Source organism: Vreelandella indica (assembly GCF_037070225.1).
Taxonomy (GTDB): domain Bacteria; phylum Pseudomonadota; class Gammaproteobacteria; order Pseudomonadales; family Halomonadaceae; genus Vreelandella; species Vreelandella arctica.
Window position 1 is genome coordinate 19,872 of sequence record NZ_JBANSO010000031.1, and the last position, 26,208, is coordinate 46,079.

Sequence of the window (26,208 nt, forward strand, 5' to 3'; positions counted from 1 at the left end):
TCAGCGGGCTTTTCTTCGTCACGGTCAGTTACGAATCAAGTAGTCGAAAGCGCCGAGCGATGCTTTCGCACCTTCACCCATGGCGATAATGATCTGCTTGTAGGGGACGGTGGTCACATCGCCTGCGGCAAACACGCCGGGTACGGATGTCATGCCATGGGCATCGACAATGATTTCACCACGCGGCGTCATTTCGATCGGTGAGCCTTTTAACCACTCGGTGTTAGGTACCAAACCAATCTGAACAAAAATACCTTCTAACGCGATGGATTTACTCTCATCCGTCGTACGGTCTTTATAGTTCAAGCCATTGACACGGCTGCCGTCACCGGTGACTTCGGTCGATTGTGCGTTGAGAATGATATCAACGTTAGGCAGGCTCTTGAGCTTCTTCTGCAGCACCGCATCAGCACGCATCTCGCCCATAAACTCTACCAGTGTGACGTGGCCGACAATGCCTGCCAAGTCAATCGCCGCTTCAACACCTGAGTTACCGCCACCAATGACCGCTACCCGCTTGCCTTTGAACAACGGACCGTCACAGTGGGGACAGTAGGCAACCCCTTTGTTGCGATACTGCTGCTCGCCGGGCACGTTCATCTCACGCCAGCGGGCGCCTGTCGCCAGTACTAGCGTCTTGCTCTTCAGCTTAGCGCCGGACTCAAACGATACTTCATGTAGGCCGCCTTCTGTCTCGGCGGCTTTAAAGGAAGTAGCCAGCTGCAGGTTCATGACGTCAACTTCGTAATCTTTGACATGCTCTTCAAGCGCGCTGACCATTTTCGGGCCTTCGGTGTGTGACACCGAAATGAAGTTTTCAATGCCCATGGTGTCCGCCACCTGACCACCGAAGCGCTCAGCGGCAACACCGGTATTGATCCCTTTGCGCGCCGAGTAGATAGCCGCCGCAGCGCCTGCCGGGCCACCACCAATGACGAGCGTATCGAAAGCGGCTTTTTCGCTCAGCTTTTTGGCATCGCGTTCGGCGGCACCGGTATCAACCTTGGCCAGAATCTGTTCAAGCGTCATGCGGCCCTGGTCAAACGGCTTACCGTTCAAATAAACGCTCGGTACCGACATGATTTCGCGAGACTCGACTTCATCCTGAAACAGCGCGCCGTCAATAGCGACGTGGCGCACGTTCGGGTTGAAGATGGCCATCAAATTGAGCGCCTGAACCACGTCCGGGCAGTTCTGGCAAGACAACGAGTAATAGGTCTCGAAAAGCATCTCGCCATCTAATGCTCGAACCTGATCAAGCAATTCGTCAGACGTCTTAGGGGGATGACCGCCAACGTGCAGCAGGGCAAGCACTAACGAGGTGAACTCGTGGCCCATGGGAATGCCTGCAAACACCACGCCAGTCTCTTCACCGGGTCGGTTGATCGCAAACGATGGCGTACGTGCATCCTGACCATCGCTGTGCAGGGTAATCTTGTCGCTCAGGCTGCTGATATCTTCCAACAGACCGAGCAATTCTTGTGACTTGGCACCGTCATCGAGGGACGCAACGATCTCGAACGGCTGAGTCACTTTTTCCAGATACGCTTTTAACTGGGATTTTAAATTGGCGTCCAGCATGACAGTAGCTTCCTCGCAGATAACAGACGTATTGAACACACGTGTGTGACGGTGCTAATCATTAACATTTTAAAAAACTGTTTTAAAAAACAGTTTTAACAACAGGTTTAATAACAGCTTTAAAACAGAACGCCCGGGCGAAACCCGGGCGTTGAACATGCACGCACTTGCGCAGCAAAAAAGAGCAAGGGCGTGAAAACCGCGAGCGGTTTAGATTTTGCCTACCAGATCCAGAGAAGGAGCGAGAGTATCTTCACCTTCTTTCCACTTGGCTGGGCACACTTCGTTCGGGTTGGCACGAACGTATTGAGCGGCTTTCACTTTGCGCAGCAGTTCTTCGGCATTACGACCGATGTTGCCTGCGTTAATTTCGACGATCTGGATTTTGCCGTCGGGATCGACAACAAAGGTGCCGCGCTCGGCAAGACCAGCTTCTTCGATCAAGACTTCAAAGTTACGTGAAATGCGCAGCGTCGGATCCGCAATCATCGGGTACTGAAGTTTGCCGATGGTGTCAGAGCTGTCGTGCCATGCCTTGTGAGTAAAGTGGGTATCGGTTGAAACGCTGTAGATTTCAACGCCCAGTTTTTTGAATTCAGCATAGTTGTCGGCTAAGTCGCCAAGCTCAGTCGGGCAAACGAAAGTAAAGTCGGCCGGGTAGAAGAAGAAAATAGACCACTGGCCTTGCAGGTCCGCTTCAGTCACATCGACGAATTCGCCATTCAGGTAAGCAGTGGCTTTAAACGGTTTTACTTCAGTGTTGATCAAGGACATTCAGATAATCTCCAGTTGTCATGAGTGAAGGGTTCATAAAGTAGTGCTAATGCTAACGGCTAACGACTAATGTCTAAAATTAAAAAAAGCCATCCAGCCAATAGCATTGCCCTATTGGCGTACTACAAAAACCTGTTTTGCTAGCTATTTAATGGGGCCGGTAGGGCAAAATACAAGAATTTTTCACATTGGCTTGCGGTAGGCGTCACTGCACCGCAAAATTCGCACGGTCAGCGTTATGACCTACGCTATTGTTAGCCGTGGGCCAGCTGGCACAAAACAGCCGTAGCCAAGCGTTATTAACAGCGAGAGCTAAAAACGAGTGGCTCAAAACGTCGCTAATAGAGCTTAGACAAATAGAGCATTGACATTAGGAGCAGTGATAATGGGGAACATCCACAAACTTTCCGCGGCCGTTGCGGCCATTTCGTTTGCCGCAGCGGCTAGCGCTGCCCACGCCGACGAGGTGCGGGTGTTTAACTGGTCAGATTATATTGCCCCGGAAACGCTGGAAAAATTCACCGAGCGTACCGGCATTGAAGTGACCTACGACGTTTACGACAGTAATGAAATTCTTGATGCCGCCTTGCTCGCCGGGCGTTCCGGTTACGATGTGGTCGTGCCATCCACATACTATTTTACCCGCCAAGTGAAAGCTGGCGTGTTCCAGCCACTGAACCACGAGTTACTGCCCAATTTAGATAATCTTAACCCGGAGCTGATGGCTAACCTGGAAACCATCGACGCCGGTAGCGAATACTCGGTCCCTTATATGTGGGGCACCAATGGGATCGGCTATAACGTTGAGCGGGTAAAAGAAATCCTGGGTGACGACGCTCCCTTGGACAGCTGGGCGCTGCTGTTTGATCCTGAAATAACCGGCGCACTGAGCGAGGCAGGCTGCGGCTTATCAATGCTGGATTCCGCTGATGAAATGTTGTCACCCGCCATGGCGTATCTAGGCTTAGACCCGCTCAGCGAAAATATCGACGATATCGAAGCGGCGGGTGAGCTGATTGCCAGTGTTCGCGATGATATGACCTATTTCCACTCGTCACGCTATGTGTCTGACCTGGCGAATGGCGATATTTGCGTCGCCGCAGGCTATTCCGGTGATGTTTTCCAGGCCGCTGCTCGCGCTGAAGAAGCAGGACGCGACTTCTCTATTGGCTATAGCATCCCCAAAGAAGGCGCTGCCCTTTGGTTCGACATGATGGCGGTGCCCGCTGACGCGCCGAACACTGAAAACGCCCATGCGTTTATCAACTTCATTCTTGACCCGGAAATCGCAGCCGAGATCACCGAGTATGTACGTTATGCCAACCCCAACTCGGCGGCCGATGAATATCTCTCTGATGAAATCCTGAATGATCCGGCGATTTACCCGACCGCCGATGTCATGCAAAACCTGTACGTACAGGCTGAAAAGCCTCAAGATGTGCTTCGCGCACGTACACGGATCTGGAATCGTGTAAAGTCTGGTCGTTAAACCGACATTTATCCGACGGCGAGCCAGAGGCATTCCCTCACCGGCTCGCTGTTCGTCTTTATTAATGCCCGGGTTGCCGGGCCTTTTGATGGGAGTGGCGAATGGTCACTACGCCCCTGTCGAACGAGCCTTCATCTGCTGTGCCAAGCACTCCTTCCGGATCACGTCCTCTGGGTAAAACCCCACGGTTTGCCGAGGATGTCGTGCTGGAAGTGAAACGCTTAAGCAAACGATTTGATGATGCGCTGGCGGTGGATGATGTCAATTTGCAGGTTAAGCGCGGCGAAATCTTCGCGTTATTAGGTGGTTCTGGGTCGGGAAAATCAACCTTGCTGCGGATGCTGGCAGGGTTTGAGACACCAACAGAAGGGCGCATTTTGCTAGACGGTGTCAATATCACCGCAATGCCACCTCACAAGCGGCCCATCAATATGATGTTCCAGTCTTATGCGTTATTTCCGCATATGACGGTTGCCCAGAATATTGCCTTTGGTTTAAAGCAGGACAAACTGCCCAAAGCGGATATCGACGCCCGTGTTGCGCAAATGCTCAAGCTGGTGCACATGGAGCGCTTCGCCAAGCGCAAGCCGCATCAACTTTCCGGCGGGCAACGTCAACGGGTGGCACTGGCGCGCTCGTTGGCCAAGCGGCCAAAACTGCTGCTACTGGACGAGCCCATGGGGGCGCTGGATAAAAAACTACGCACTGAAATGCAGCTGGAAGTGGTCGAGATCATCGAACAGGTAGGCGTTACCTGCATCATGGTGACGCACGACCAGGAAGAAGCCATGACCATGGCTGACCGTGTGGCGATCATGGCCGATGGCTGGATCGAGCAGGTAGGTTCGCCGGTGGATATTTATGAAAGCCCGGTAAGCCGCATGGTGGCAGAGTTCGTCGGTACGGTGAATCTGTTTGAAGGGGAAATTATCGAGGATGCTGCCGACCACTGCCGCATCGTCGCCCCTGCGCTGGAGCGCCCCATATATATTGATCATGGGATAACTACCCAAGCGATGGATCGCCGGGTGTGGGTCGCTATACGCCCCGAGAAAATCTGGTTAACCCGTGAAAAGCCCACCACGGAATATAACTGGGCGGAAGGCAAGGTGGATGATATTGCCTACTTGGGGGGCTTCTCGCTCTACTACGTGCGCACGCCGTCGGGCCAGATGATCAAAGTCAGCATGGCCAATACGGAACGCCGTGGTGACCGGCCAACCTGGGAAGACAGCGTCTATGTCCACTGGGAAGATCACAGCACTATTGTTCTGAATCGCTAGGGTCTTGAACCGCTAGCGTGGTGCCTTTCCTACTGCGAGGAGCCTGCCTTCAATGAAGCCATCTCGTTCTTCAGCACTGCTCAAACGCTTGAAACTGGGGCGGCGGGCAGTGATTGCGTTTCCGCTCGTCTGGTTAACGCTGTTTTTCTTGCTGCCTTTTGCGCTGGTACTCAAAATCAGCCTGTCCGAGGCGGCGATTGCGATTCCGCCTTACGGGCCACTGCTTGAGTATGCCGACCAGACGCTACATGTCTTTTTAAACCTGGGCAACTATCTCTTTCTCCTTTCGGATTCGCTCTATATTGCCGCCTATTGGGGCTCCGTCAAAACTGCTTTCATAGCGACGGTGGCTTGTCTGCTGATCGGCTACCCAATGGCGTATGCCATGGCGCGGGCACCGGCTCGCTGGCAGCTGCTGTTACTGCTGCTGGTCATGCTGCCTTCGTGGACGTCGTTTCTGATTCGTGTCTACGCCTGGATGGGTATTTTAAGCAATAGCGGGTTGATCAATAACCTACTGATAGGGCTAGGGCTGATCGATTCTCCGCTACGCATGATGAATACCCAGTTTGCGGTCACGATTGGTATCGTTTACGCCTACTTGCCGTTTATGGTGTTGCCGCTGTATGCCCACCTAACCCGGATGGATAATTCTTTATTGGAAGCTGCTGCCGACCTGGGTTCGCGCAAGATCAATACCTTTATCAAAGTTACTTTGCCGCTCTCTATGGGGGGGATTGTCGCCGGTTCGATGCTAGTGTTTATCCCGGCGGTAGGCGAGTTCGTGATTCCCGAGTTACTTGGCGGCCCGGACACATTAATGATCGGTAAGGTGTTGTGGGAGGAGTTTTTCCTTAACCGCGACTGGCCCGTGGCGTCGGCGCTGGCCATGGTGATGCTGCTGCTGTTACTGGTGCCGATTGTCTGGTTCCATCGCTATCAGTCCAAGGAGCTAGCATCATGAGCAGCCTGCGACGGATCAACTTCTCAACGGTTATGCTGGTGCTTGGCCTGCTGTTTCTTTACCTGCCGATGTTTGTGTTGGTGGTGTATTCGTTTAACGCCTCAAAACTGGTCACCGTGTGGGCTGGCTTTTCTACCCAATGGTACGGTGAACTATTTCGTGACGAGCAGATTCTATCGGCGGTGTGGACGAGCCTGAGGATTGCATTTTTCGCTGCCAGCATGGCGGTTTGCTTAGGCACCGTGGCGGCCTTTGTGATGACGCGCTACGGCCATTTCCGGGGTAAAACGGCACTCTCCAGCATGGTGACGGCCCCATTGGTCATGCCCGAGGTGATTACCGGTCTGTCGCTGCTGCTGTTGTTTGTGCAAATGGCGCAGATTACCGGGTGGCCCGCTGACCGTGGCATGGCGACGATCTGGATTGCCCACACCACGTTTTGCAGTGCCTATGTCGCGGTCGTGGTGGCAGCGCGCCTGCGAGAAGTGGATCACTCCATTGAAGAGGCGGCCATGGACTTGGGCTCGCCGCCGGTGAAAACCTTCTTTTCCATCACGCTACCGATTATTACGCCCGCTTTAGCGGCAGGTTGGCTGCTGGCGTTTACGCTCTCACTTGATGACTTAGTGATTGCCAGCTTTGTCTCGGGCCCAGGAGCGAATACGCTGCCGATGGTGGTGTTTTCATCGGTGCGTATGGGCGTATCACCCAAGATTAATGCGCTTGCCACGCTGATTATACTGATCGTATCCCTGGCAACATTGTTGGCTTGGTTTTTTATGCGCCGCAACGAAACCAAGCGGAAGGCTGCCCTGCAAGACGTTTAATGCAAACTATAGAACGTCGTCGTCGCGACCGGCCACTACGCTATCGAGTTCGCCGGTCATCGGCGAAACGACAACTTGTAACTGGATAGGCGCGCAGCACTGGTGGCAATCTTCCCACGTGTCATGGCTGCCTTGTGAAGTATCAATGAGAAAGGTCAGCGGTGAATCGCAGTAAGGGCAGTGGAAGTCATAATTGACCAGGGCGTCGTCATGCATCGTTGGCTTCCTTTTAGATGGAGTGCGCTTAATCAAGCGTTACTAAGGAAGTGAGTGTAGCAGTGTGGTCGTCAGGTAGGGCATCGTGGGATTGAATCAGGTAGGATATTCGCTGGTTCCTAAAGCAACGCAGTGAGAGTAGCGATGATGTTACGTAACATGGCAGTAGCGGCCCTAGTGGCCTTTCCGATGGTCGCGTTGGCTGAAACCCCCAATGTGACCGCTGGTGAGTGGGAGTTTGTCAGCAAAACCAGCGTCAGCGGCGAAATGGAAATTCCGGATCAAACGGAAACCGAGCGTCAGTGCATTACTCAGGAAGAACTTGAGGGCGCTGAATTCGGCTTCATCGAAGAAGAAGAGGGCTGTGAGCTGCTCGATCAGGATTTGAACGCAGACGGCCTTAGCTACAGCATGGTATGCCGTGCTGAAGGTGGCGAAGCGACCATCGATGGTGAAATGCGTTTTATGGGTGAGCGCATTGAAGGCAGTGTCGATATCCTGACCCAGTCGCCCATGGGCGAGCTGAGCATGAACACGGTCATTGAAGGCGAGTACCTCGGCGAGTGTGAGTAACCGCTAGCTCCCTTTTCAAAGGGTGCCAACAGGCACCCTTTTTTATTGAGAGTGTCATTGCGATGAGCGCAGCGAAGCGGCAATCTCAAGCGTGCGGTGGCCTCTAAAAACCAGATTGCTTCACTGCGTTCGCAATGACATCAGTCAGATGGCGCGTTAGCAATTTCCTCCTCCAACTGCCGCTTAACTGCACCTGGTGAACCAGTGTGGCGAGCGAGTAGATCGTAAGCCACGGGCACGACAAACAGTGTAAACAGCGTGGCTGAACCGACCCCCGCCATAATCACGGTACCGATGACCAAACGCGACTCGGCCCCTGGCCCTGTCGAGATAATCAATGGAATGGCGCCGGCCATGGTGGTGACGGCGGTCATTAAGATAGGTCTCAAGCGTGTCACAGAGGCTTCAATCAATGCGGCTCGAAACGCTTTCCCCTCGTCACGCAATTGATTGGCAAACTCGACAATCAGAATGCCGTTTTTAGCGGCTAAGCCAATCAGTAACACTAAGCCTACTTGACTGTAGATGTTCAACGACTGTCCAGTGAGCAGTAGGGCAAGCAGGGCGCCGCTCATTGCCAGTGGCACCGTGAGCATGATGACAAAAGGATGGATTAGGCTCTCGAACTGGGCAGCGAGTACCAAAAACACCACCAGTGCGCCCATTATCAACAGAAAGGCGGTGGCGCCACTAGCCTGCTGGAAGTCGCGCGATGCGCCTGCCACATTGGTTTGTGCCTCTTCTGGCAGCAACTCAGCAGCGCTCTCCTCTAGGTACGCCAACGCTTCGCCGAGCGGGTAACCATCTGCCAGGTTGGCCTCAATGGTAATCGCGCGTATGCGGTCAAAGCGATTCAGGGTGCTGGCGCCAGCAAAGTCGGAAAGCGTGACTAGGCTGGCCAGAGGAATCAGCTCACCGGAGCGCGCCGAGCGAACCTGAATGTTATCCAGCGCCCTGGGGCTGTTCTGGCTACCGCGGTCACCTTCCAGGATGACATCGTACTCCTCACCCTCATCCACATAGCGAGTGACATTGCGACCGCCCAACAACACTTCCAGCGTTCTGCCGATTTCCGAGACGGTAACGCCTAACGAGGCAGCACGCTCGTAGTCGATCTCCACCCGCAGTTGCGGTTGGGTCTCGTTGTAGTTGCTTTCCAGGGCTGTTAAGCGCGGATTGTTTTCACGCACATGGTCGATCAACATATCCCGCCAGCGGGCAAGCTCCTCATACGTGCCGCCACCCAGTACAAACTGGACCGGTTTTTCGGTGCGTTGCCCAAAGCCCTGGCGCATGACGGGGAACGCTTGTACGCCGGGTAGGGTACTCAGTGTCTGGCGTACGTCGGCCATGATTTCCCAAGCGCTACGGCGACTGCCCCAATCAGCCATATTGACGATAATAAAGCCGCTGTTGAAATTCTCGATATTGCCGTAGCCACGTGGCGCACGAACCACCACACGCTCCAGCTCGCCGCTCTCTACCAGCGGTTTCATACGCGCTTCGATTTCATCCATATAATCCATCATGTAATCGAAGGTAGCGCCTTCAGGGCCATTCACTAATACGATAAAGTTGCCGCGGTCCTCCTGTGGGGTGTATTCATTCGGCAACGCTGTCGCCAACCAGGCCGTAGCCGCAATCAACAGCACAAACATGGCGACGACCAGCCAGCGCATCTTGAGCATCCACTCCAGTGATGCCTGATAGCGGCGCTGGGTGCCGTTGAGAAGCCACTGTACGGCTTTACCAATGCGGCTATCGTGCATGCCTGGCTTAAGAATTTTAGACGCCATCATGGGCGTGAGTGTCAACGCGAGTAGGGTGGAGATTACCACCGCGGCGGCCATGGTCAGCGCGAATTCGGAAAAAAGTCGGCCAATATCCCCCTGCAGCATGCTCAGAGGTACAAAGACCGCCACCAATACCAGCGTAGTGGCGATGACCGCGAAGGCGATCTGCCGTGTACCGCGAAAGGCGGCGACCAGGGGTGTTTCACCGTAGTCGTGCATACGCCGGTTGATGTTCTCAAGCACCACGATGGCGTCATCTACAATCAGGCCAATGGCAAGCACCAGGGCCAGCAGGGTTAACAGGTTGATCGAAAAATTCATCGCGGCTAGGGCGGTAAACGCGCCAATAACGGCAATAGGCACCGTCACCGCGGGTACCAACGTGGTGCGCAAGTTGCCCAGGAACAGGAAAATTACCACCACTACCAAGCCCATGGCGATAAACAGCGTCATGACGACCTGATCAATCGCGCCGGAGACGAACAGTGAAGCGTCGTAGTTCAAGTTAAGCGTCATTCCCTCAGGCAGCGTGCCCTGCAGCCGTTCAAGCTCTACCTGCACCGCCTCGGAAAGCTCGATGACATTGGCTGTCGACTGCATAATCATGCCAAGCCCGACCATGGGCACACCATTGGAGCGGAAGACAGAACGATCTTCCACCGCACCGACTTCTACCCGGGCTACGTCGGCAAGGCGCACCAGGTAGCCGTTTTCGCTCTGGTTTTGAGGCGAGTTGATAGCAAGGCGCTGAAAGTCGTTAGCGCTGGCAAAGCTGCGGGGAAGGCGAACGATAAACTGCCGATCGACTGATTCAATCGAGCCTGCCGGGAGCTCTACGTTTTCGGCCCGTAGGGCATCCTCGATATCGCCGACGGTAAGCCCCCTGGCAGCCAGTGCATTGCGATCCAGCCAAACCCGCATCGCGTAGTCGCTGCCGCCGCCAACGCGTACCCGTGCCACGCCCGGTTGCACGGAAAGGCTGTCGACCAAGAAGCGGTTAGCGTAATCGGTGAGTTCGGTAATGGAGTAGTCTTCACCGGAAAGGCTGAGCCACACCACGATTTCTTCGCTGCTGTCGGCTTTGGTCACCTCGGGGTTATCTGCGTCGTCGGGCAAGTTACGCAGTGCACCGGAAATTCGGTCACGAATATCGTTGGCCGCGGCATTGATATCCATATCAATGCTAAATTCGATTTCAATCTGGGAGCGGCCATCCTCGCTTTGCGAGGTAATCAGCTCGATGCCTTCCACCCCGGCTATGCGATCCTCAAGCACCTGGGTGATGCGCGTTTCGACCACGCTGGCCGAGGCGCCTGGGTAGCGGGTGTCGATAGTGACCACCGGCGGGTCAATGGTGGGGTACTCCTGCAATGGCAGGCGATTGAGCGCCAAAAGACCAAACGCGATAATCAGCGCCGCGATCACCATTGCGAGCACAGGGCGCTGAACGGAGATATCCGAAAGGCGCATCAGCGGTCAGCCTCTAGCAACGCTCGAATACCGGTCTCGTCATCGACAATCCCGATCAGCCTGGCTTCTTGTCCATCCCGGGCCAGTTGCAGGCCGTGAACGACAATTAACTCATCGGCAGACAACCCCTCTAGAATTTCTACCTCGCCATTGCGTCGTTCACCAATCGCCACTTCGCGGCGTGCCAAGCGAGTCGTGCCGTCACTTTGTTCGATAAGCATCACAAAATGACGGTCTCCACTGGGTTCGATAGCGGCTTCAGGGATCACAATAGTGTCGCGCACGTGTTGCTGAACGATGACTTCCATCAGCATGCCAGGGCGCAACCGGCCGTCAGAGTTGTCGAGTTCGGCGCGGACATCAATACTGCGCGTCACCGGGTCGACCCGAGTGCCGATGGTGGCAATTTCACCGCTGAAAATATCGTCTGGGAAGGCAGCGGTAGTGGCATTTAGTATTAATCCTGGTGCAAGGCGGCCTAGAAACACCTCGGGTACGCTGAAGTCCAGTTTCATAACATCTAGTTTATCCAACGTCACCAAATCCATTCCTGGGGTGACCAGCGCACCGACGCTGATATTACGAAACCCAACGCGGCCACTGAAGGGAGCTTCTATTTGGTAGTTGGCTAGTTGGGCCTCAATGGCTTGAATGTCGGCTTCTGCCTGACGCAGGCGGGACTGGCTATCTTCTACGTCTGCTCTGGCCGCCAGGTTACGGTCTTGCAACTGCGTGGCACGGTTCGAAGCGTTGCGTCGCTCTTCGCGTAGCGCCTGCGAGGCCCTTAGTTGCGCCTGCTCTTCGGCATCTTCTAGTCGGATAAGCAGTTGTCCCTCGTCAACCTGTTCACCGTCCTGGAAATTGATCTCGGAGACAATTTCCGTGACGGTGGTGGAAAGCGTGACGCTTTCATCGGCACTCAGCGTCCCCAGCGCTTCAAGGGGGTCAGACCAGGTGGTCATTTCTGCCCGTGTCCCGATGACAGACGGTGCCGATTGGGCAAACGCCACCTGCGCTAACAGCAGGGCAAAAGGAACAAGCGTGAGTCTTAGAAGCAGTCGTCGTCGAACTGGTAAAGACATAGTGATCTCAGTGTTGTAAATAGTTATACGTTTATTATGCAGAGTATTTTTTTAATATAAAAATTTATCAAGCATGCCCCTGGTAGAATGCCTGTTTTTTGCACTCGGAGCCGCCTTGAATGTCGTCCAATATGAACTGCCCATTATGATCTATGATGTCGTTATCATTGGCGCTGGCGCCGCAGGGTTGATGTGCGCAGCGCAAGCGGGCTATGCCGGTAAACGGGTCTTGGTGCTTGATCATGCTAACAAAGCGGGCAAAAAGATTCTGATGTCCGGCGGCGGCCGCTGCAACTTTACCAATCTAGGCACGACGCCACAGCATTTTTACTCTTCAAATCCTTACTTTTGTATATCGGCGCTCAAGCGCTACCGCCCAGAACACTTTGTCGAGCTCGTTGAGCGCCATGGCGTTGAGCATGTTGAGAAAACACCGGGGCAGCTGTTCTGTGCAACCTCCGCCAAGGAAATTGTTCGCACCCTACTCACCGAGTGCGAGTGGGCCGGGGCTGAAATAAAACTCAGTACTCAGATTACCCGTGTGGAACAGCAGGGCAATGCCATGCGGCTGACGACGTCGATCGGTAAAATTGATGCGGGTGTGGTGGTAGTGGCCAGCGGGGGGCTTTCTATTCCGAGCATGGGAGCGACGGGATTTGGCTACGACATAGCGCGTCAATTTGGCTTGGAAGTGTTCGATACCCTGCCGGGACTGGTGCCGTTCACCCTCAGCGATACCTGGAAAGCGCGTGCCGCGGCACTCTCGGGCGTTAGCGTACCAGTGGCCGCCAGTGCTGGCAGCCGTCGCTTTGTTGATCCTATGCTGTTTACCCACCGCGGCCTGTCTGGGCCCGCGATGCTGCAGGTATCCAGCGTTTGGCAGCCAGGGGAGAGCCTTACCGTTGATCTGTTGCCCGGTGAAGATGTGGCGGAATCGCTGCGTGAGGCGCGTCAAGCAACGCCCAAGCGTCAACTTTCTACGTGGCTGACGGAACGCTTTCCGAAGCGCTTGGCGCAAGCATTGCTTGAGTGGTATCCCGATCATGATCCTGCGCGGCCGCTCGCTCAATACGCCAATCAGGCCTTGGACGAATGGGCTAGCAGGCTTAATGCTTGGCAACTGAAACCGGCAGGTACTGAAGGGTGGCGCACTGCTGAAGTGACCATGGGGGGAGTCAATACCGACGCGCTATCATCCAAAACCTTTGAAGTGAAAGGCCTGCCACAGCTGCGGTTTATCGGTGAAGTAGTGGATGTTACAGGCGAGCTCGGTGGGTATAACTTTCAGTGGGCATGGGCGAGTGGCGTAGCCTGTGGTCAGTCTTGCTAGGCAACGCCACTCGTCCAGGGTATTAGCAACAGGCTTAAGTAGCCACTTTGGCTAATAACTTAAGCTTCTTGAGTAGCATATAGCCCGCAAGCACTTTTCTACCTGCCGCCATTGCTCCACCTGGGTGGCGCATTAGTTTGAATGCGGCAAAACCACCGACGGCGTAAAGCGGCAGCTTGAAACTTTGCCAGTTTTTATCCAGGGGCGAGGCGGCTTGCTGCAGGTATTCGCTATCGACCAGAATATCCACGCGCTGCTGCTCCAATTCCGCCAGTAGCAGGGCTTTACGTTCAGCGCGGCTTAGTGGCTTTGTTGGCGGGTTAGCGGTGTCTGCGGATGGTTTCATCACTTGGCTCCTCAAGCAGTGCTCGATCTGCGGCAAGCTGTTTGAGTGTTTCTTTCAAAAGGGAATGACGCTTCGACTGGCGAACAGCGATCCACGCTAGTAACAAACTGGCACCTATCAACACCCCAGCACTGAGGGCGATGGCGGTTAAGCGATAGCTATCCCAGAACAGAACCACTACCAGCGCTGTCAGTGTGGCAATACCCAGCAACAGCAGCAGTAAGCTCGCACCTGCAAGAAGGAGTAAAACCAGTAGCCGCGCACGCTCTTCTTCCAACTCAAACACCGCCAAACGCAGCCGAGTTTCGCTATTAGCGATCAGCGATTTTAGTAAGCGTTTGGCAGCAGAGAAGACGCGTTGGGTTGGACCCAAAGCCATTAGCGACGACCGAGCAGCATACCCACAACCATACCCGCTGCCGCACCAATGCCAATACTCGTCCAGGGGTTCTCATGAACATAGCGGTCGCAGGCATCTGCTTGCTGTGTCAGTGAGTCGCGCGTGTCGTCATAGAGGCGTTCGCCGCGAGCTTCAAGGCGCGCACGGGTATCTTTTAATCGACGCTCGGCGCGTGTACGTAGATCGTTCATCTCTCCGCTGGCATCTTTAGCGGTCGCGTTGACGAGTTCTTCAACGGTTTCGCTCAAATGGCGCAGATCATCTTTAAGTTGATCGGCTTGCGTAGAGTAAGTTTGCTGACGTTTGGCCATGAAGTCTTCCTTTGACGAATGAATGAGAGAGCTGCTACAAGCATAGCAGCCACCTGACAACAGACAAGCAGTTACACCTATCGGTTCAGCCCTGTGGCACTAAATAAGGGATTTAAACTGAACCCCAAGCTTAAGCGATGCACACGATGATCGTAATCAATCATGCTTTCGCCGTAGCCATAGTAATACTGTACATGTGCTCGCAAGCTGTTGAAAGCAGGCCAGCTGTAATCTATCTGTGTGCCTATATTGCCAGCGCTTGGGTTGCCACGCAGCTGTCCACTCACTTCATGGTTGTTATTAAGGCGCTTGGCGAGGCGAATATCGCCGTACCCCATGTAGCGTTCGATATCTGGGTTGTCGTCATCCTTTGTGGATTCCGGTATCCGCCAATGGGGTGCCAGGGTAAAAGCCCAGTCACCGCGCTGGAAAGTACTTTCAAGATAAACCCGGTTCCAGCTACGGGAGAGAGGATCTGAGCGTCCATTAGACTGGTGATTGAGGGAAACTCGGTTGCGGGTATTCACCCAGCCCAGCGCCCCCCAGGCATTGTCAAAGTCGATAAACACTTCCGGCTCGTAGTTGGTTTCCCGGAAAGGCGATGAGGCGTCAGTATTATAAGCCTGCCACCAACTGCGCTGGGTGTAGCCGAAGTAAACATCGCCATAGTTGCCCAATACCTGCTCGGCCAGATTAACCTTGGCACTAAACTGGAATTTCAACTCAACGTTATCAATCGGGGTATCACCAGAAATATTTCGGAAGCTTTCACGGTTTTGATTGGCGTTATAGCTAACTGGAAAAAGGTAGTTGGTGCGGTGGGTAGTGATGGAAAACGGGTTGCGGGTTGATGCCTGTTCAAGCTCACGGCGCTCGCTTAAATCTTTCCGTGCAGCTTCTTCAGGCAACTGTTCAAACGGCATGCCCTGCGCGGCATCTTCGGGGCTCTCAATCTGCTGCAACTGTTGATGCAGGTCATACAGCTCGGCGTTGAGGGCACGGATACGCTCCTCAATCTCTTGTTGAGACTCAGCGACGGCACTCGCACTAAAAGTAGCAAGACTCAGCAGGACAATAAGTTTCGTTAACGGCAGTTTTCGGGTGACCATCAAGGTGACTCGCAAAATAAAGGAATAGGCAAATGCCAAGCGTGTTTCTATCACGCCGCCTGAGGAAGTCAACACCTCTGATTGCGCTGACCATCAGAACGCCTGACAATAGCATCATTCTCCGTCTCTGCGGAGCATTTGATGTCAGCGAGGCCCTAAGTAACGTGTTGATACGTAACGTGGTGAGATGCGCCTGTCAGTGGAGTATAACCTGTTTGTTCCTGCTGTTTGTCATGAGCAGTGTCGCTTTTAATCCAGCACACGCTGCGCTTCAGTCCAATATGCTTGAGCTAGTGCCCGAACAGGCTGAATTGGCATCAAGGCTTGCTCAGTTAGAAGCTCTTGAAGAACCCTTGACCGCCCAGCAGGTCAGCGATAAAGAGGCCCTGGAAGCGGCTCTTGAAGCTTATGAGCGGCTGGCTTCTGTGGACGAGCGTCTAGCGGCTCTAGACACCCGAGTAGAACAAGCCCCTGAAATGTTAGCACGACTGCAGCGCGAGTTGAGCGAAGCGGAAGAGGCTTCCCAGCAGCTAACGGTGGCTGACTTGAGCAACCGCCCCCTTGATGAGCTGGAAACGTTGCAAACTAACGCCGTGGTCGAGCTGCAGCAGTTGCAAAGCCAACTGGCAGAAGTGAACTCGCAACTGCTGGCCGCCCAAACACTGCCTGAACGTGCCCAGCAGTCCATCGCTGAAACTCTCCAACGCGCAGAAAGTCTACGCCGACAACACGATGAGCGCGAGGCTTTGCTAGCGGATCGCCAACTTTCTGCACTGAGCGATGCACGGCTTATCCAATTACGCCTTGAGCGGGCACTGGCCGAACGTGAAGTAAGCTTTTATCAGCGTGAGCTAAGCGCTAATAGCCGCCTGCGCGAATTAGCCCAGGAGCGCCGTGATGTGCTGATGGTGCAGATCGATTATCAACAGCAGCAGCTAACGATGTTGCAAGGCGTTATTGATCGGCAACGCCGATTGGCCTCTGAGCAAGCCATTGCCGATGCCGCCAGGGATAACCCGTTAATCGCCGCTGGGCATCCGGTGCTGGTGCAAGAGCAGCAAAACAATCAAATGCTAAGTTTAGAGCTGCTGCGGGCGACAGATCGCGCAAACAGTATAGTGCGCGACAATATTGAAGCCCAGCGACAGTTAGAGAACGTGCGTCAGCTTCAGCGCAGCCTTAATGAGCAAATTGAGGCTATCCGCGGCAGCCAGCTGCTGTCGCGTATTCTGCGTGAACAGCGCAAGTCCTTGCCTCCCTTGTCGGCACCACGAGATTTACAGGACGAAATTGCCGACCTGCGCTTAAAACAGTTTGATTTGGTTCGTCAGCGCGACCAGCTACGTCAAAGCGAGCAGTACGCCACCTCGCGTTTAGCAGAGGCGAACATAGAGGCGACCCCTGGATTGGTCAATTCACTCTCGCAGCTTTATCAATCGCGCCGTGAACTGGTCGAGCAACTGGAGCAGTCCTATGGAAGCTTGTTGAGTGCAGCGATCGAGCTACAGCTGAACCAACAGCAGGTATTAATGACCACCAGTGAGCTGCGCGAAACCATTGATGAACAGCTATTTTGGGTTGCTAACAGTCGTCCGCTGGACTTTAACTGGCTGCGTCAACTGCCCCGTAATTTACTTTTAGAGTGGCAAGAGGGAGAGTGGCGCGCCATTTTGCCCACCCGTTGGCAAGGGCTCTCTTGGGAGATTCTTAAAGGCGCGCCGATAGTGTTGCTAGGCCTAGTGCTGATGGGTTTGCGTCGAACAATCAAGGCTCGCCTGGCCACTCTGCACTCACAAATTGGCCGCTTGAAAAGCGATACGCAGTTGCATACCCCTAAAGCGGTACTGATGAATGCACTGCTGGCGCTTTCAGGCCCGCTAGCGTTAGCGGGCATTGGCATTGGGCTATTAGGCGCGGTCGGTCCGCTGGCAAACAGCGTTGCCCCGGCGCTGCTTCAGCTTGCATTGAGCTGGGCTGTGGTCGCATGGGGGCGCAGGCTGTTGGTTGCTGATGGTGTGGCAGAACGCCATTTTGCCTGGTCACCTCAGTACACCGCTCGGTTACGCCAACTGTTAGGCGGATTAGGGGTTGCTTTGGTGCCCGTTATTGCCATTGCGGCTATGTCGGGTGAGATGGAGACTCCGTTAGCAATGCGCCCCGTTGCGCTAGCATTACTGTCGCTTGGATTGATAGCCATGAGCTGGTGGCTGACGCAGTTGATACTGGCGCATATCCCCATTTTTGGCGTGCGTCTGTTTCGTTTGTTTTTGGGGCTGGCGATGGCGTCGGTACCGTTGATGCTGCTGGGGTTGGTGATCTGGGGTTACGAATACACCGCACTGCGATTAGTGGGGCGGTTTGCCATTACCCTTTACCTCCTGGGGCTGTGGGTAGTGGTGGAAGCCACGTTGGTGAGAAGCCTTGCAGTGGCTGCGCGGCGACTCGCCTATCGTCGTGCGCTGGCGCGCCGTCGCGCTCAGGTACAGGAGGGCGCTGAAGGTGGGTTAGAAGTTGTCGAAGAGCCACCGCTTGATATGGCGCAAATCAACAGCCAGTCGCTGCGGCTTTCCAAGCTGATTGTGTTGATTGGTTTTAGTGCCCTGCTTTATCTGGTCTGGGCAGACTTGCTTTCAGTGCTTGGCTATTTGGACAACGTGTCACTATGGGAGGCGCAAGAGGGGGACCTGGTTGATAACGCGCTATCGATATCCGACATCTTTGCTGCCCTGCTGATTGTCGCTATTACGTTTATCATGGCGGGCAACTTACCCGGCTTGCTAGAAGTGATGGTGTTATCCCGCCTGTCATTGAAACAGGGCAGCGCCTATGCCATTAGCTCGCTGCTCTCCTACACTATTGTGGGCACGGGGATTGTGATGGGGTTATCGACCCTTGGCGTTTCCTGGGACAAACTGCAGTGGCTGGTGGCCGCTCTGAGCGTGGGCCTAGGGTTTGGATTGCAGGAGATTTTCGCCAACTTTATATCCGGCTTGATCATTCTGTTTGAACGCCCCATCCGTATTGGCGACACGATCACGATTGGCAATTTGCACGGTACCGTCAGCCGTATCCGCATTCGGGCGACCACCGTCACTGATTTTGACCGTAAAGAAATTATTATCCCCAATAAAACCTTTGTGACTGACCAGCTGATCAACTGGTCGCTGTCGGATAACATCACTCGAGTCGTGCTGACTTACGGCGTGGCTCATGGGTCGGACATGCAGAAAGTGCATCAACTGCTGCGCAAAGCTGCAGATGAAAATCCTCGCGTGCTAGCGGACCCCGAGCCTCAGGTTTTCTGTTTGAGTTACGGGCAGCATAGCCTCAATTTTGAGCTGCGTATTTTCGTCAACGATCTGCTCGACAGGCTGTTTGCGGCCGATGAAATTAACTGTCGGGTTGATGCACTGTTTCGTGAGGCGGGCGTACGCGTGGCCTTTGAGCAGATGGACGTATGGCTACATCCTGATAAGGGCGAGGCTATAAAAGTGCAGTCCGCAAATCAGCTCACGCCTCCTTCGTCGACTTGATACTCTTCTCAAGTCTTTTTATTACATTCCTTTATTCCTTTATAGCATGCAGGAGGAACTCCCGATTGCCATCGCCGCCGGTAATCGGGCTCTCCTGCCAGTGGCGTATGGTAAATCCGCAGGCGTGACAGGTGCTGCGAATATTGGCTTCAACGTCGTTATAACGGCTAGCGTCACGCACCACGCCGCGTTTATCGAGAGCTTCTGCGTTCAGCTCAAACTGAGGTTTAACCAGCGAGATCAATTGCCCCTCCGGCGGCAGCAGGGCGGCAATTTCGGGCAGAATCAGCGTTTGCGAGATAAATGACACATCCATAATGGCGCTATCGATGGGTTGAATAGCAAGCGCGCTTTTTAGTGCTTCATCGCTGCTCATGTAACGCGCATTTAACCCTTCCAGGCACGTCACCCGTGGGTCGCCACGTAGCCCGGGGGCCAACTGCCCATGGCCAACTTCTACACCAATCACATGGCGGGCGCCATAGCTCAGCGCGCAGTCAGTAAAGCCCCCGGTGGATTGGCCAACATCAAGCACGCGATGACCATCCAAGCGCAGCTGTAACCTAATCAGTACTGCTTCAAGCTTTAAGCCAGCACGGGAGACATAGCGCTCTTCGGGATCATCTTCCACATCAAAGCGGGTCTCTTCGGGCCATTTTTCGGAGGCTTTAACTAACGCTTTGCCGTTATCGGCAAGACGAATCCGGCCATGACGAATAAGCCGTTGGGCGCGGGTGCGCGAGTTGGCCAGCCCCTGGCTGACCAACAATTGATCTAATCGCATCATGATGAATGAACGTGTGGTTAATGAGGATTTTTATTCTACATCCGGTGGGGCATTAGGGCCTTGGTCGGCCTGTAGTTCGGTGGGCGGTAGACGCGACGCCCCCCAGCTTCGATGCAGATAATACTTCACACTGTCCAGCTCGTCGCTAGTGACTGACACGGTTTCACCATGCTCAAGTGGATCGAAGTGATAGATGTAGAGGCGTGATGCAAAGCGTTCAAAAGGCAGCGAGGCCTCACCAAAACGCTCTCCGTTGCCAGACGTACTCACAATGACACCATCGCCCCAATCCTGACCACTGTCATTGTTGGGGTTATAGAAATACACCCGCATGACATCAGACGGGTCGAGCGAGGCCCGCAAAATGGTGATCGCGTGCCAGCCAATAAAGCGTGCTGCGCTATCGGTGACCGCAATGCCCGCCGGCTGGGGGTGAATCAGCGGTTGGTTGCCATTGTAGTAGGGGTGATAGCTGGCGTAGAAGTGGCGTACAAAATCATCCACATCGCTTAGTTGCCCAGTGGCCACATCGACATTGATGCGGAAACCACGTCCTGACCACCAGCCATGAAATTCAGGATTCACCCAGCGGTGAGGGTCACCCTCACGACCAATACAGCGTCGGCCCATTTCGGCATAAATGCGATCAAGGTGAGGCACGACAATCAGCGACACGGGATCTAAATCCATCGGCAGTTCAGTCGCAACGCCAGAAAGGCTCTCCATCGATGAGATGGCCTGGCCCTCGAAATGCATGATGATTTCGTCATCACGCGCTGCCCACGCCACCATCTGCAGCAGATAGTCCGGATCATTGTAGGCCCACATGGAAAGGGCGCGTGCCGATTGGCAGGTAGGGTTATTACCCTGTCCAACGCCCAATGGCAGACCCAGCATGCATAGCACGCCTTCAATCAGCCGTGCGCGGGGAGAGACAGTGTCGCCATAGGCGATAGTGAGTCGTGACTGCGCCCACTCCGAGAGTGGTAGATTAAGCTGACGCCACATGGCCGGCGCCACCGGCGGCTGATAAAGAATGCCGCGTTCGAGCATTAGCGCAAGGCCATAGACCGCCTGCGACGAAGCAGGATAAACACCACCACGAATCAACGCTTGAACCAGCTCACGATAGCAGAGTAAGCAATCCCGCCCGGTAGACGACAAGCCCAACGCTTCAGAGAGTAAATGATCACCCTCTTCAAGCAGGTGGCGTAGCAACACGGCGTGGTAGGGCGAAACTAGCCCGGTATCGTGCATCGCTCTGGCAAAACCCGTGGATTCAGCCTGCAGCGCCGCCTGATCCATATGCTCCAATCGATTGCGATAAACATCGACACCAGGATCTTCTCGGCAGGCCTGAGTGGGCCCGTAAAGCGAGCTGACCAAACGGTCGGCACCTTGACCACTGGCGCCAAGATCAATCGCTGGGTTGGCCTGACACAGCGCTATCTGAGTGATCATCTGTTTGATCGAGTCAACCTGGATGGGACGCTGCTTTAAAATGCGCCAAATCTCATCAATCAGTTGATCGACGATATGTTCGTAGCCGATTCGATCCGCTAAGTGCTGGAAAAGCTGGCGCGGAATGGTCGCCAGGCGCCCCTGGGTTTCCCGCTCCGCCTCGCTGGGCGGTAGGAACAGTAGCCATAAATTAATCGCCATGACCTGAGTAAGGTAATGGTGCGCATGCTCTGCAGAAACCAGCGGGTGTACAAAATCGCCTTTAGCGACAGAGAGCAGTCGCAGTTCGCTTAATGACTCAATAACGACCACGTTGGCATCTGCGCTTTTCAGCGAGAAAGTCGTCAAGGTGGGCACCAAGTATTGGGGGGTTTCCCAATCGGAACCTAAAAATACACCGGCGTTCTCAAACGCTTGCGCGCGTGATTCCAGTGCTTTACAACCGCCATCCTGAAGTAATATTCGCCGTGCAGTATCCATTACACGCGGCAGCTTGGCGGGCTTTGAGAAGGCGGGCGCCTGATTAAGCAGGCGCACGGCGTCATCAAATTTGCTCAACAATCCATTGAGCTTGCTATCTTCTTGAGAAGACGTCACTTGATCTGTCTCCACGGTGACTCCTTATCCCAGCGTTAGCAGGGATTATACATAGAAGTCGAGGTCTTCTTGGCGTTTTAATAGGTCGCGTATGGTATGCGCATCCTCGCCTTTAAAGTAGACCAGACCCCAATGGGTACCAAACGCGGTACGTTTAGTAACAGTTTCTTCTACTGGTGAGGTTAGCTCATGAGACTCAAAGTAGGGGTGATCTTCGGTCTCTTCGGGAATTTCCAAACGGCTGACCACACGACGGCGTGGGTAAACGCCAAAGCAACCGGCAAAGCCATCGGCATCGACCACTTCTTTCGGGAAAAACTTGGCCACTTCTTCTTTCGTGGTTTTCGGGTCGAACACTAGCATTGACGCTTGATAAGCATTGAAGCCGTAAACACGTTCTAGCAGTTCGAAGACTTTGAAACCGGGCGGGCGATACGCCACTTCGCCAAAGTACATTTCACCGTCGCTGGTGACAAAGTATTCGGGGTGGATCAAACCAAACTCAATGTCGAATGCCTTGATCAACTTTTCAATTTGCTGAGTGATCTGTTCGCGGTATATCTCAAGCTCTGGAGACGCAGGCACAAATACAGAGTAACCCAGCGTTACATATTCTGAGATGTTCAAGAAGGCGATTTTGCCATCATGAACCCACGCTTCGACAGCAAACTCCCAGCCGTCCAGGTGGGATTCCATCAATACCGGGAACTCTTCGTCCGGGATGGTATCCACTTCATCCGGTGTACGAATAACACGGTGGCCCAGGCAGCCCGCTTTATCGAAGGCCTTGAGGTGAATGGGGTCGTTGGGGTCACCATCCAGCTTAAGCAGCGTCTGGTTGACGCGTTTCAAAAAGCGCACCACGTCTTCTTTATCGTGGGCTTCTTCAAAGATACCGACGCGGATACCGCCTAGCTGGGCCCGACGCTTCATCAACGCCTTGTCGCGAAGCAGTAGCGATTGACCATAAATACGTGGATTATCAAGCAGTACGGAGTTGATGGCCCCAGCCCACTCTACGGTTTCTTCATAGAGAGGGATCGCGACATCAACACCCTTTTCTTTGAGTGTCTCGGCGATTTCCATTGAGCGGTCATTGAGGCGCTCGAAATTCCAAGGCACATAGGGAATGTCGTGTTTTTGGCAATACTCTTCGGCCCAGTCAGGTGCAACGACAATGTAGCGACGGTCAAAATTCTCAGCCGCTTCAATCGCATTGAGGCTCCACCCGAGCAGAGCGATATAGCCCTTATTTGGATCCTTTTGCATGTTGATGACTCCTACTTGGTGAGTGAACAGAATTGCCAAACCACCCAGCCCACCATACACGAGGGCGGCTGGGGCGGCTAATGAGCCCATTATCCGCAGCATTAACGCAGCGCTCGCCAAAGGCTTTGCATAAAGTCGTAGCGGTAGGAATATGGTAAGCTAGTCGGTTCAACTTAATGTACAAATGGCAAGAGGAATAGGCCAAGATGGCGGCCAAGCCGATCTACCGTGTGGTGGTTCACCAGCAGGGTGAAATTTGGGATTTATACGTCCGAGAAATCTTTCAGAGCGAACTTTGGGGCTTTATTGAAGTCGAGGAGTTTGTCTTTGACGATGCTTCACGGGTAGTCGTCGACCCTGCGACTGAAAAATTGCAGCGAACCTTTGATGGTGTCAAACGTAGCTACCTACCGTTAAATGCTATCGTGCGCATTGATGAAGTAGAGCGTGAAGGCCCATTGAAGGCGGTTAAAACTGATGCCCGGGTAGCAGAGTTCCCCCGTCCCTTTTCGTTGCCACCGCGCGGAGAAGGGTAAGCGTATGAGACAAGCGCACCGCTTAGTTAGGCGATAAGCGCTGTTGGCTTCGTCCGCCTTGCAGCGTTTTAAATCAGGACATGATGTCATGCAGGTAAATAAAATTCGTTTTCGATATTACGCCGCTGCGGCCGGCGTTTTACTAAGTGTGGCGAGCATTAATGCTAACGCCCAATCCGACAATCAGGCATGGGTGACCGACGAGTTAAGTACCTACGTGCGCAGTGGTCCGACGGATGGTTATCGCATTATTGGTACGCTAAATGCTGGCGAGCAGGTGGAAGTACTTGAAACCAGTGGCAATTATACCCGCGTTCGCAATAGTGATGGCAATGCGGTCTGGGTCTTGAGTGATGAGCTGCAAGAAACACCCAGTGCCGTTGAGCAGTTACCCGCGTTAGAGGCGCAAGTCGAAGAGTTAACGGCTGAGCTTGAAGGCATCAATGAATCCTGGGAACAGCGTGTTTCCTCAATGACTGAAACTCTTGAGGTTCGTGAACGGCGTATTGCCGAGCTTGAAGCGAGTAATCAAGAGCTGGACAGGCAGGCTGAGCAGTCGCGCCAACAGGTAAGAGGGCTTCAGGCGCGCTTAGAAACCCAGGAAGAAGACCTGTTGATGCGCTACTTTATGTACGGCGGTGGTGTGGCTGGCGCGGGCTTGTTGGTTGGCCTGATTGTGCCGCATCTGCCACGTCGGCGTAAAAAGCGTGACCGTTGGTTTTAATAGCGCGATCAACGACAAGGTAGCAAAAAATGAGTGATCAATGGCGCAAGCGCTGGCAAGAAGGGCGCATTGGTTTTCATCTGCAGGAGGCGCACCCGGCGCTACTGCGCCATTGGTGCTCGCTTGGTGTTGCCAAACGCACCAAGGTGCTTGTGCCGCTGTGTGGTAAGAGCCTGGATATGCGCTGGCTGGCGGATGAAGGATATCCGGTATTGGGCATTGAGTTTGCCCCAGAAGCCATTGAGCAGTTTTTGGCTCAGCGCAGTACCTCAGTATCACGATATCGACAGGCAGGGTTCAATGTCTCCCGTCAAGGTAATGTCGAACTCTGGTGTGGGGACTTTTTTCATCTACATATTCAGCAGGCAGCAGAAATTGGGGCGTTTTATGATCGCGCTTCACTGATAGCACTGCCGCTGGCAACCCGTCAGCGCTATGCTTTCCATCTTGCTCAACTGGTATCGCCCGGTGCCAAAGGTCTGCTGATTAGTTTGGCCCACAACGAGGGTGATGCTGGGCCTCCCTATAGTGTCCCCGCCAGCGAAATTGAAAGCCTGTTCGCCCCTAATTTCACGTTAACATTTCTAGAGCAGGGCAACCCCGATGAACGCGGCTACACGGAGAGCGTGTGGGCGCTGGAACGACGCGGGCCGCGCCTCTAAGTGTTTAGAGGGGCAGCCCGCATGTGTGCGGCTTGTGCGAAGGAGATAGCTTAGCGGGCGAGCAATTGGCCCAGTTCAGGGTCGCTAAAAGCACGGTTCATACCATCGCTAAGTAGATCGCTCAGCATGCGTGCATTACTGTCGGCGTCGGGTTTAAGTGCATAGCCCTGAGTACGGCGCGATGTGTAAGTGCCGGTATAAGTAGTGCCCTTGTTTTGCGCGATAGCGCGGAAGACACCTTCAAGACGCGCTTCGTCTACCAATGGCTGGCCGCTCTCGCCACGCGCGTAATTCAGGCTGGCAAGTTCCAGCGTCAAACTCGGACGCCCCTCGGCTTGCTCAGTCGTGGGCGTAAAGCCCATATCGCTAACGGCGCGCTCTGCTTCTTGCTGTAAGCGCGGAATCAATTCGTGACTGCTCACGGTGATATGCGCGGTGGACATTCCGCCGCCAGCACGATTGCCAATAATATCGCTTTCGCGCCCATCTTGAGCAATTACCGTAACCTGCTGGCCGGAGCCAACCTGGGGCACCTGGGCGCTGCGTTCAGGGCTGAGTTGCAGGTACTGCGGGCTAGTACAACCGGCTAGCCAGGCGCTGGCAAGCAGAACACCTGAAATCCGTAAAAAGTGACGCCGAAGCATGGTCTTCCTCCGCTATGGCTAAAAGGCCAGTATAACGCGGCTAGTACGCTGACGGTATGTTCAGGCTATACGGGTTTGCTCAATCATTTCCGACGTCTCGCTGTATATTGCCTTTGCACCACATTGTGAATGCGAAAGAAGGGAAACAATCTAGCCCGGATTTCTCACAGGGTATAAAAGAAAGCGGCTGAAAGTGCTATGATTTCAAGAACCTAACCAATCCATCAAGCACCAACAGCCGCTTCCAAAATGGTACCTGAAAAGCTGACCTTCTCGCCACTCTCACGCCGCCAAATTGAAGCCGACTTCTCCGGGGGCCACATTACCGGTGATTTTCAACCCAGTTGTCCAAATGGCTGAGCTTAAGCAGCCTTTTTATTACGCTCGATTTCCTTCACTTTTCCTGGGTTAAGCGACACTGAACCAGTGACCCCCCAGTTTCGGGTG

Annotated in this window: 23 protein-coding genes; 10 read left to right on the plus strand and 13 right to left on the minus strand. The window is 54.0% G+C overall.

The features are described from left to right. Window positions 1-24: 24 nt before the first annotated feature. Both ahpF and ahpC read right to left on the minus strand, forming a co-directional pair. On the minus strand, window positions 25-1,581 hold the full coding sequence (ahpF, locus tag V8L71_RS17750; protein WP_336274964.1) for an alkyl hydroperoxide reductase subunit F: 1,557 nt from the start codon (window positions 1,579-1,581) through the stop codon (window positions 25-27). 210 nt (window positions 1,582-1,791) lie between these two features. Then, window positions 1,792-2,349, minus strand: a complete 558-nt coding sequence (gene ahpC, locus V8L71_RS17755; protein WP_431313193.1) for an alkyl hydroperoxide reductase subunit C — start codon at window positions 2,347-2,349, stop codon at window positions 1,792-1,794. 391 nt (window positions 2,350-2,740) lie between these two features. Here ahpC and V8L71_RS17760 point away from each other — a divergent pair, with 391 nt between their 5' ends. From V8L71_RS17760 to V8L71_RS17775, 4 genes are all read left to right on the plus strand, one after another. After that, a complete protein-coding gene (locus tag V8L71_RS17760) occupies window positions 2,741-3,844 on the plus strand; it encodes a polyamine ABC transporter substrate-binding protein (protein WP_336274965.1) in 1,104 nt (367 codons plus the stop codon). Window positions 3,845-3,945: 101 nt separating this feature from the next. After that, on the plus strand, window positions 3,946-5,127 hold the full coding sequence (locus tag V8L71_RS17765; protein WP_336274966.1) for an ABC transporter ATP-binding protein: 1,182 nt from the start codon (window positions 3,946-3,948) through the stop codon (window positions 5,125-5,127). Window positions 5,128-5,179: 52 nt separating this feature from the next. Continuing rightward, window positions 5,180-6,091: an ABC transporter permease subunit gene (locus V8L71_RS17770; protein WP_336274967.1), complete on the plus strand. Its 912-nt coding sequence runs from the start codon at window positions 5,180-5,182 to the stop codon at window positions 6,089-6,091. Continuing rightward, entirely contained in the window at window positions 6,088-6,918 is an 831-nt protein-coding gene (locus tag V8L71_RS17775; RefSeq protein WP_176304561.1) for an ABC transporter permease subunit, read from the plus strand. The genes V8L71_RS17770 and V8L71_RS17775 overlap by 4 nt, the downstream gene beginning before the upstream one ends. A gap of 6 nt (window positions 6,919-6,924) precedes the next feature. Here V8L71_RS17775 and V8L71_RS17780 read toward each other — a convergent pair whose 3' ends face one another. Then, window positions 6,925-7,134: a zinc ribbon domain-containing protein gene (locus V8L71_RS17780; protein ID WP_008959592.1), complete on the minus strand. Its 210-nt coding sequence runs from the start codon at window positions 7,132-7,134 to the stop codon at window positions 6,925-6,927. A 144-nt stretch (window positions 7,135-7,278) separates the two neighbouring features. Between V8L71_RS17780 and V8L71_RS17785 the strand changes: the two genes are divergently transcribed. Continuing rightward, window positions 7,279-7,707, plus strand: a complete 429-nt coding sequence (locus V8L71_RS17785) for a DUF3617 domain-containing protein (RefSeq protein ID WP_008959591.1) — start codon at window positions 7,279-7,281, stop codon at window positions 7,705-7,707. 140 nt (window positions 7,708-7,847) lie between these two features. Here V8L71_RS17785 and V8L71_RS17790 read toward each other — a convergent pair whose 3' ends face one another. Together V8L71_RS17790 and V8L71_RS17795 are read right to left on the minus strand one after the other, a co-directional pair. Next, window positions 7,848-10,970, minus strand: a complete 3,123-nt coding sequence (locus V8L71_RS17790) for an efflux RND transporter permease subunit (protein WP_336274968.1) — start codon at window positions 10,968-10,970, stop codon at window positions 7,848-7,850. Continuing rightward, a complete protein-coding gene (locus V8L71_RS17795) occupies window positions 10,970-12,052 on the minus strand; it encodes an efflux RND transporter periplasmic adaptor subunit (RefSeq protein WP_035587382.1) in 1,083 nt (360 codons plus the stop codon). The genes V8L71_RS17790 and V8L71_RS17795 overlap by 1 nt, the downstream gene beginning before the upstream one ends. A 145-nt stretch (window positions 12,053-12,197) precedes the next feature. On the opposite strand from V8L71_RS17795, the gene V8L71_RS17800 reads away from it, so the two are divergent. Next, entirely contained in the window at window positions 12,198-13,382 is a 1,185-nt protein-coding gene (locus V8L71_RS17800; protein WP_336274973.1) for a BaiN/RdsA family NAD(P)/FAD-dependent oxidoreductase, read from the plus strand. Between the two features lie 34 nt (window positions 13,383-13,416). Here V8L71_RS17800 and V8L71_RS17805 read toward each other — a convergent pair whose 3' ends face one another. From V8L71_RS17805 to V8L71_RS17820, 4 genes are all read right to left on the minus strand, one after another. Beyond that, a complete protein-coding gene (locus tag V8L71_RS17805) occupies window positions 13,417-13,728 on the minus strand; it encodes a YqjK-like family protein (protein WP_101147848.1) in 312 nt (103 codons plus the stop codon). Continuing rightward, window positions 13,703-14,107: a phage holin family protein gene (locus tag V8L71_RS17810; RefSeq protein WP_336274969.1), complete on the minus strand. Its 405-nt coding sequence runs from the start codon at window positions 14,105-14,107 to the stop codon at window positions 13,703-13,705. The genes V8L71_RS17805 and V8L71_RS17810 overlap by 26 nt, the downstream gene beginning before the upstream one ends. After that, window positions 14,107-14,439: an ElaB/YgaM/YqjD family protein gene (locus V8L71_RS17815; RefSeq protein ID WP_176304558.1), complete on the minus strand. Its 333-nt coding sequence runs from the start codon at window positions 14,437-14,439 to the stop codon at window positions 14,107-14,109. Before V8L71_RS17815 ends, V8L71_RS17810 begins: the two co-directional genes overlap by 1 nt. Window positions 14,440-14,516: 77 nt before the next feature. Then, window positions 14,517-15,548: a phospholipase A gene (locus V8L71_RS17820; protein WP_101147913.1), complete on the minus strand. Its 1,032-nt coding sequence runs from the start codon at window positions 15,546-15,548 to the stop codon at window positions 14,517-14,519. A gap of 215 nt (window positions 15,549-15,763) precedes the next feature. On the opposite strand from V8L71_RS17820, the gene mscK reads away from it, so the two are divergent. After that, window positions 15,764-19,081 carry a mechanosensitive channel MscK gene (gene mscK / locus V8L71_RS17825; RefSeq protein WP_336274974.1) on the plus strand — a complete coding sequence of 1,106 codons (3,318 nt, stop codon included), beginning with the start codon at window positions 15,764-15,766 and terminating at the stop codon, window positions 19,079-19,081. 31 nt (window positions 19,082-19,112) lie between these two features. Here the strand turns inward: mscK and V8L71_RS17830 are convergent, their stop codons facing one another. The 3 genes from V8L71_RS17830 to V8L71_RS17840 are packed head-to-tail and all read right to left on the minus strand — an operon-like array spanning window position 19,113 to window position 23,195. Continuing rightward, window positions 19,113-19,868, minus strand: coding sequence for a TlyA family RNA methyltransferase (locus V8L71_RS17830; protein ID WP_336274970.1), 756 nt, complete (start codon window positions 19,866-19,868; stop codon window positions 19,113-19,115). Window positions 19,869-19,898: 30 nt separating this feature from the next. After that, the gene (locus V8L71_RS17835; protein WP_336274971.1) at window positions 19,899-21,941 is read right to left on the minus strand and encodes a hypothetical protein; all 2,043 of its coding nucleotides are present in this window, start codon (window positions 21,939-21,941) and stop codon (window positions 19,899-19,901) included. A gap of 30 nt (window positions 21,942-21,971) precedes the next feature. After that, a complete protein-coding gene (locus tag V8L71_RS17840) occupies window positions 21,972-23,195 on the minus strand; it encodes an ATP-grasp domain-containing protein (protein ID WP_176304553.1) in 1,224 nt (407 codons plus the stop codon). Window positions 23,196-23,401: 206 nt separating this feature from the next. On the opposite strand from V8L71_RS17840, the gene V8L71_RS17845 reads away from it, so the two are divergent. From V8L71_RS17845 to V8L71_RS17855, 3 genes are all read left to right on the plus strand, one after another. Next, window positions 23,402-23,731, plus strand: a complete 330-nt coding sequence (locus V8L71_RS17845; RefSeq protein WP_008959579.1) for a DUF1820 family protein — start codon at window positions 23,402-23,404, stop codon at window positions 23,729-23,731. A gap of 88 nt (window positions 23,732-23,819) precedes the next feature. After that, window positions 23,820-24,455 carry a TIGR04211 family SH3 domain-containing protein gene (locus V8L71_RS17850; protein ID WP_176304552.1) on the plus strand — a complete coding sequence of 212 codons (636 nt, stop codon included), beginning with the start codon at window positions 23,820-23,822 and terminating at the stop codon, window positions 24,453-24,455. Window positions 24,456-24,484: 29 nt separating this feature from the next. After that, window positions 24,485-25,117, plus strand: coding sequence for a class I SAM-dependent methyltransferase (locus V8L71_RS17855; RefSeq protein ID WP_336274972.1), 633 nt, complete (start codon window positions 24,485-24,487; stop codon window positions 25,115-25,117). Between the two features lie 50 nt (window positions 25,118-25,167). Here V8L71_RS17855 and V8L71_RS17860 read toward each other — a convergent pair whose 3' ends face one another. Continuing rightward, the gene (locus V8L71_RS17860; protein ID WP_008959576.1) at window positions 25,168-25,761 is read right to left on the minus strand and encodes a YajG family lipoprotein; all 594 of its coding nucleotides are present in this window, start codon (window positions 25,759-25,761) and stop codon (window positions 25,168-25,170) included. Between the last annotated feature and the right edge of the window lie 447 nt (window positions 25,762-26,208).

Excerpts from the sequence above, each read along its gene's own strand:
- ahpF (WP_336274964.1), bottom strand. The coding sequence starts at position 1,581 with ATGCTGGACGCCAATTTAAAATCCCAGTTAAAAGCGTATCTGGAAAAA.
- V8L71_RS17760 (WP_336274965.1), top strand. The coding sequence starts at position 2,741 with ATGGGGAACATCCACAAACTTTCCGCGGCCGTTGCGGCCATTTCGTTT.
- V8L71_RS17765 (WP_336274966.1), top strand. The coding sequence starts at position 3,946 with ATGGTCACTACGCCCCTGTCGAACGAGCCTTCATCTGCTGTGCCAAGC.
- V8L71_RS17770 (WP_336274967.1), top strand. The coding sequence starts at position 5,180 with ATGAAGCCATCTCGTTCTTCAGCACTGCTCAAACGCTTGAAACTGGGG.
- V8L71_RS17775 (WP_176304561.1), top strand. The coding sequence starts at position 6,088 with ATGAGCAGCCTGCGACGGATCAACTTCTCAACGGTTATGCTGGTGCTT.
- V8L71_RS17780 (WP_008959592.1), bottom strand. The coding sequence starts at position 7,134 with ATGCATGACGACGCCCTGGTCAATTATGACTTCCACTGCCCTTACTGC.
- V8L71_RS17785 (WP_008959591.1), top strand. The coding sequence starts at position 7,279 with ATGATGTTACGTAACATGGCAGTAGCGGCCCTAGTGGCCTTTCCGATG.
- V8L71_RS17790 (WP_336274968.1), bottom strand. The coding sequence starts at position 10,970 with ATGCGCCTTTCGGATATCTCCGTTCAGCGCCCTGTGCTCGCAATGGTG.
- V8L71_RS17795 (WP_035587382.1), bottom strand. The coding sequence starts at position 12,052 with ATGTCTTTACCAGTTCGACGACGACTGCTTCTAAGACTCACGCTTGTT.
- V8L71_RS17800 (WP_336274973.1), top strand. The coding sequence starts at position 12,198 with ATGATCTATGATGTCGTTATCATTGGCGCTGGCGCCGCAGGGTTGATG.
- V8L71_RS17805 (WP_101147848.1), bottom strand. The coding sequence starts at position 13,728 with ATGAAACCATCCGCAGACACCGCTAACCCGCCAACAAAGCCACTAAGC.
- V8L71_RS17810 (WP_336274969.1), bottom strand. The coding sequence starts at position 14,107 with ATGGCTTTGGGTCCAACCCAACGCGTCTTCTCTGCTGCCAAACGCTTA.
- V8L71_RS17815 (WP_176304558.1), bottom strand. The coding sequence starts at position 14,439 with ATGGCCAAACGTCAGCAAACTTACTCTACGCAAGCCGATCAACTTAAA.
- V8L71_RS17820 (WP_101147913.1), bottom strand. The coding sequence starts at position 15,548 with ATGGTCACCCGAAAACTGCCGTTAACGAAACTTATTGTCCTGCTGAGT.
- V8L71_RS17830 (WP_336274970.1), bottom strand. The coding sequence starts at position 19,868 with ATGATGCGATTAGATCAATTGTTGGTCAGCCAGGGGCTGGCCAACTCG.
- V8L71_RS17840 (WP_176304553.1), bottom strand. The coding sequence starts at position 23,195 with ATGCAAAAGGATCCAAATAAGGGCTATATCGCTCTGCTCGGGTGGAGC.
- V8L71_RS17845 (WP_008959579.1), top strand. The coding sequence starts at position 23,402 with ATGGCGGCCAAGCCGATCTACCGTGTGGTGGTTCACCAGCAGGGTGAA.
- V8L71_RS17850 (WP_176304552.1), top strand. The coding sequence starts at position 23,820 with ATGCAGGTAAATAAAATTCGTTTTCGATATTACGCCGCTGCGGCCGGC.
- V8L71_RS17855 (WP_336274972.1), top strand. The coding sequence starts at position 24,485 with ATGAGTGATCAATGGCGCAAGCGCTGGCAAGAAGGGCGCATTGGTTTT.
- V8L71_RS17860 (WP_008959576.1), bottom strand. The coding sequence starts at position 25,761 with ATGCTTCGGCGTCACTTTTTACGGATTTCAGGTGTTCTGCTTGCCAGC.